Raw genomic sequence first — 6,045 nt, forward strand, 5'->3', positions numbered from 1 at the left:
TATGCAAATTAGTCTTATACCACAAGGCTTTGATATGCATATTGGAAACTCCTTAGTTATTTGCAGGAGTCTCAAATGTTTCGTAACTTATTCAACTCGGGATATTATAATATCCCGAGTTCAACAGAAAAAACCTAACTAAAAAGCAAAAGTAACAGACTTTAGATTACTTATCTGTCCAGGAATACTCTTTTCTAAACTATCGGCTCTATCAATTTTATCTTTATAAACTTTATTTATGCTTTCTTCAGGCAATTTCATGGCATTAAGCTTATCTAAAAAAGAAGCTAAATCTGTTTCTATTCCTACCATAGAGGACAAATCATTAGATTCTAAAGCCTTTATATAGCTACCAAGAATAGTTGATACCTGCCCTAAGTAATCTTTCATTGCTTTATTCTGTTCGGAAACAACTGCAGGAACTTGCATTGTATCTAATTCTTTAACATAAGCATCTACCGAAGTTTTCATATCCTTAAAAGCACTAATAATATCCGCCGGGGAGTTCATGCTAGCATTACTTCCTATATTCTCCATATCTTTGCCTATTTTCTCAAAGCCTATAGCCCAATTGGCAAGAGCTTCCATGTCTGTCGCTAATGTTTTTGAAATAGTAAAATATTCTTTCAAATTAGATTCAAGTTCTTTAGCTTTAGAGGGTGCATTTTTTGCGTTTAACTGTGACAAAAATTTATCTGAATCATTTTTAATTTTGGAAAATTGGTCTTTAGTCGCTTTACTGTCTTTAGAATTATCAAAACCCTTCCCCCATCCCTGAACCGCATTAAACATACTCTCACCATCCTTAGCATAAGATTGCACTTGCATACCATTGTAATAACCATAACCGGCGACCCCTAAAGCAACTAAGATAATCAAAACCAAAACGGTAACTATTTTTTTCAAACCCTTTGATCCGTTGTTAGACATGCCGGATTGAGCCTGCGGTTGTGCCTGAGGCTGTTATTGTCCGGGTTGAGACGGAATCACTACTGGATTTGGTGCCTGAAAACCATCAACCGATGGATTTTTTGGTGTAACATTCTTCATTTTTCTCCTTTAATAAAAATTTAATTAATTGATTTATAGCCAACGGTTTCTTGCAAATATTGCTAAAAGAAAGCTTGATATTAAAGCAATGACAACTAAGATTCCATAAAAAGCATGGGGCGAATCACTATAAGGTAACCGAACATTCATTCCATATAAACTACCTATAATTGTTGGGATTGTAAAAATAACAGTTAAAGATGTTAAAAGCTTAATCACTTTATTTAAATTATTAGTCATTAAAGTTGAATAAGCTTCCCTAATATTAACAATACTTCTCAAATTAGAATTTGAGATATCAATAAGCTGACCGGAACTTAAAAACAAATCCTCAACGAGATCTTTATCTTCTTCGTATAGTTTTAATAATTTTCCAGTATGAAGCTTCTGCAATGAAGCATTAATCGGGACTAAATCTGATAAAAATTCGTTTAAGGTAGCTTCGAAGGTTACAAATTTTACAATATCTTCATTATTTATTTTTTCTAGATTAATAATTATCCTTCTAATGTTCCTGCCGATATTTTTTAGAAAATTATCATACGCCGCGTTAATTTCAGAAAAAATCTGGAAGAATAACCGTGTTTTTTGTGTTGTGGTAAAATCGACCTTACCTTTAACAAATTTCTGTAAAAACGGGAGGGATTTTCTAGAGACAGTAACCAAAAAATCACTACCAATAGCTATCAACACTGGAGTATTAATAATTTGCTTGATCCCATCTTCACTGTTAGGCACGGTGGCATAAATATAAGTAATTTCTTTGTCTACCTCAACCCTGGGCACCTCAAAAGGATCTAAAGCGTCTTGCAATAAACTAGGATCAAATGAAAAATTTTTCTCTAAGTAATCCAGATCTTTTTTGTCGGGATCTTCCACATATACCCAAGAACCTACTCTAAAATTAGCTAATTTCTTCAAATTTTTATCTGTAATAGCCTTATAATAAATTTTTATCATTTTTTATGATTCCCTTACTTCCGCTTTTATACCTAAATCTTGTATATTTATAATAAATTTTTCGCCCTTATTAAGAGAGCCGTCTAATATTTTATTTGCCAAAAAATTCTCTAAAGTATCCTGAAAAACCCTCCGCATGGGTCGCGCGCCGAGCTCTGGCCTATATCCTAATTCTGCAAGCCTACTGAGAATGTCTTCACCTGCCTCTATATCATATCCCTTATTCTTAAAATCAAGTTTGATTTTATTAAACATAAGCTTGGCGATTTCAAAAAGATTTTCCCTTGTTAAAGGCTTAAAGACAATTATACCATCAAACCTGTTTAGAAATTCTGGTTTATATATATCATTGCTTTGCAAATACTTTAAAAGCTTTTCACTTAAAAGATTTAGTAACATGCCTTTCTCTATACCTTCTTTTATCAAATTTGCGCCTGCATTTGATGTTGCAATAATTATAGTATTTGAAAAAATAACTTTTTCACCCATTCCATCGATAATATAGCCTTCATCTAATAACTGAAGAAAAAGATTTAATACATCTGGATGGGCTTTTTCAAGCTCATCTAACAGCACAACCGAGAAAGGATTTTCTCTTATCTTCTTAACAAAATCTCCTCCTTCAAGCTGATCAATACCAATCATTTTCTTTCCAATAAATCTGCTTGTAGATTCTGTATCCTGATATTCATTCATATCCATTCTTACCATCGCTTTTTCATTGCCAAAATACGCATCTGCCAAAGATTTAGCCAATTCTGTTTTTCCTACTCCAGTAGGACCCAAGAATAAAAAACTTCCTATCGGACGATTAGTGTTTGATACCTGTGCTCTTGCTCTTCTTAAAGCATTACAAACAGCAACTACTGCCTCATCCTGACCAATAACCCTTCCATGGATACAAACCTCAAGATTAATAAGTTTTTTCTTCTCATCAGTATCAACTTCTTTAACAGAAACGTTCAATACTTGTTCTGCCAAAGAATCTATGGTGCTTTTATCCAATAATTTATTGCCAGTATTTTTTGCGGCAGAGCATACATTATCTAGCATATCTACAGCTTTTGCGGGAAAATCTTTATTTGTTATAAATTTTTCAGATAACCTATATATCTCCTTTAAAGCGTTATAAGTTACGACTAAATTATATTTATTTGAATAATACATACTTAAATCTTCGAGTATTCTCAATGTTTGCTTTTCATTAGTAGGCTCAACCTCTATTTTCTCGAAATTACCCGCCAAAGAGGGCTTTGCTTCTATGTGCGTTTGGTAATTGCCATGGGTGGTTACACCAATAATCCTAAGGTTGGGGTTTTGTAGATATGGAATAATAATCTCTGAAGCGTCAATACTGCCGATTTTCTGACCTCCAGAGAATAAGACTTCAATATTATCAATAAAAAGTATAATATTTCCTGCATTTACTGCGTCATTAAAAACCCTAATAAGTCTTTCTTCAACTTCACGTTCATTAGATGAACCAGCCAGCAGAATTGATGTATCAAGACTAACTAGTCTTTTGTAGGAAAGTTCCGATAAAGTATTGCCCCAATATATTCTTTCAGCTAAACCATAGACTAATGTTGTTTTGCCTACGCCATTTCCTCCGGTGATTATACAATTATTCTTCATTTCTTTAGAAAGCACATTTTCCATCTGGCGAATCTCTCTGTCTCTGCCTTCTATAGAAAAACTGCCAAATAACTTTGGCATTGTTATTTCAGTACCAAATCTGTCTAAATCAAGCGTGTAGCCAGCAGCCCAATTTTGAGCTATACCGGCCCCAGCAGACGCTAGAGATTGAGTTAGTGTTTTTTTGCGATACAACTTGCTAAAAATATTGTTTTCCCAGAAAATAATATTTTGTAAATCTTTTTCATCAATCTCTATTGCCATTAAAGCTGGATCCAGATTCCGACTAATCTTTAAAAACCCATAAAAAATATCGCCAGCTGTTAATTGTTGTGCCCCATCTTGAATAGCATTTTCTAGACTAAGTCTAACAACTTCAATTAGAATATCGTGTGCAGGAATCTCTAAAGGAAAACCTCTTACTATTTTTTCATTGAATGGTAAACCTACGTTCATTTCCCTTAAAATAAAAAATGCTCTTTTTGAAGTAATTATTGATTCAAAAATTTTAAGGATATCTGGATTATTTAAATTTTCCGAACCTAAAATATTTGCAAGCTCAAAATCGCAGGTTTTAAAAATATCATACATGCCCCCATCTTCATCCTTAAGAACCCTGCTATCAGCTAATCTCCTAAAATAACTCTGGATAAATCTTAACAGAGCAAAAGCGATCAAGCCTATAAATATTAGAAATTTCAAAAAATAATCAATGGGGTAAAGATTAATGGTAGAAGAAAATGACAATAACATAACTATCGCCGAGGATAATCCAATCATCGATAAAACTTTAAGAATCCCGATAAAAAAATAGTTGTTTATAAAAGGATGCACTTTGGAAGCATTTATAAATTCATTATTCTTATTTAAAATTATCTGTTCTTTCTTAATCATTTATCTTACAAAAATAAAAACAAAAGAAGTTACTAATATAGCTGGAAAACCGACCCAAAAAATAAAAGATAGCACACAAAATAATGAATATAAAAAGATAAAAATAATAAATGAAATAATTATGGAAAATCTTAAAAGCAGACCAACTCCCCTAGAAACTAGATTGTCAATAAACCAATCCTGCAATCCTGCTATCCCAGGCTTTCTTTGAGATACCAAACGCTTCCATGGTGCAAAAAAAGTCTTAAGCACTGTTAAGATCGAAAAGAAGTTCTCTATATAAACATATAATGCCTTTAGGAAGGAAAATAAATCAACGACGCCATCTTTATACCACCAGATAACCATTGTCGGAAAAAGATTAAAATAGCTCATAGCAATATTATATTACACAATAAATACTTAAACTAGTTTTTTACCCAGCACTAACATCAAAAACTAGTTTTAAATCGCTAAACCCCATTAGAAAGTTTTTTAAAATTAGCACTGGATTTACCAACTACCGCCACCACCACCACCAAATCCTCCGCCTGAAAAACCTCCTCCGCCTGAACCACTGCTACTTGGAGTGGATGATAAAGTATTTCCAGTATAAGATGAAAAACTATTTACATTGGCGGTAAATAAAACAGGATTAAAAGCAACTCCAGAACTGTCTTCATACCAAGATGGATTTTGATTATATATTTCCTTAAACTGTTCTGCCCATTCTTTCTCAACACCCAAAACCATTGCATATGATAAAAATTTTTCAAATGTTTCTGGATTTTTTTCTGGCGCATTAAAAAATTTTATTCTGTCTTTCTCTACCATACTAAGGTATTCTTTAAAACCCATAATGTATTCCTTTGTTAAAACCCCTTTCTTCGTTTTACTAGGTATAATGAATGAAAAAACAAAAATCATAAATCCAGATAGCATAATAGCTAAAATAGCTGTTATGCCTATTAATTCTATTATAAATAATGGAGCAGCAAAAATAAATATACCTATGCCAGTATACTTTTTCCTAAGTTTGTCCGAATTTTTGGGAAAGTAACCTTTTGCAGTAATATCCTTATATAAACTATCCTTAACTGCCTCTAATTCTTTGCTAAATTTATCTTTTAGTTTAGATAATATGACTGTATCATCGGCAAAAAATAAACTATTTATAAGTTTTTGATCAAATCCTTCCAGATTTTTTTCTTGGTCTCTTTTCAGCCTCTGAAGCATATAGTCATCTGATTTTAAAATAATTCCTTTTTCCGTCTTCTTAATTTTTATATAGCCCCTTACAGCTAAATTGACTATATTTGCAGAAATATCTTTGTTATCGACTGTTTCGTCCCAAATCGCGCCAATCTCAGCAGGAGTTAAGTTATCAGGCGGATCATACTGAGGAACAATTGTTTTTCTACCTTCTGGGTCTCTCCCCCTTGTAAACCAAACGTAAAATAGAATGATGAAAACCAAGATTGGGAGCAAGAAAAATAAATTATCTATTAAAACATCATATAATTTGTC

5 protein-coding genes are annotated in these 6,045 nt (G+C 32.6%); 1 reads left to right on the forward strand and 4 read right to left on the reverse strand.

Going from position 1 to position 6,045, the window contains the following annotated elements; translation table 11 throughout:
* Positions 1-138 precede the first annotated feature (138 nt).
* The 3 genes from COX95_04815 to COX95_04825 all read right to left on the reverse strand — a co-directional run bounded on the left by COX95_04815 (position 139) and on the right by COX95_04825 (position 4,539).
* Entirely contained in the window at positions 139-930 is a 792-nt protein-coding gene (locus COX95_04815) for a hypothetical protein (protein PIZ85214.1), read from the reverse strand.
* A 153-nt stretch (positions 931-1,083) separates the two neighbouring features.
* Positions 1,084-2,010, reverse strand: coding sequence for a hypothetical protein (locus COX95_04820; GenBank protein PIZ85215.1), 927 nt, complete (start codon positions 2,008-2,010; stop codon positions 1,084-1,086).
* Between the two features lie 3 nt (positions 2,011-2,013).
* A complete protein-coding gene (locus COX95_04825; GenBank protein PIZ85216.1) occupies positions 2,014-4,539 on the reverse strand; it encodes a hypothetical protein in 2,526 nt (841 codons plus the stop codon).
* On the opposite strand from COX95_04825, the gene COX95_04830 reads away from it, so the two are divergent.
* Positions 4,481-4,750 (forward strand): hypothetical protein, encoded by a 270-nt coding sequence (locus COX95_04830; protein PIZ85217.1) that lies wholly within the window; start codon positions 4,481-4,483, stop codon positions 4,748-4,750. The two genes, COX95_04825 and COX95_04830, sit on opposite strands and share 59 nt — an antisense overlap.
* Positions 4,751-5,031: 281 nt before the next feature.
* Here COX95_04830 and COX95_04835 read toward each other — a convergent pair.
* Positions 5,032-6,045, reverse strand: a 1,014-nt coding sequence (locus COX95_04835; protein PIZ85218.1) for a hypothetical protein, incomplete at its 5' end; no start/stop codon positions are given.

Source organism: bacterium CG_4_10_14_0_2_um_filter_33_32 (assembly GCA_002792735.1).
Lineage (GTDB): Bacteria > Patescibacteriota > CPR2_A > CG2-30-33-46 > CG2-30-33-46 > CG2-30-33-46.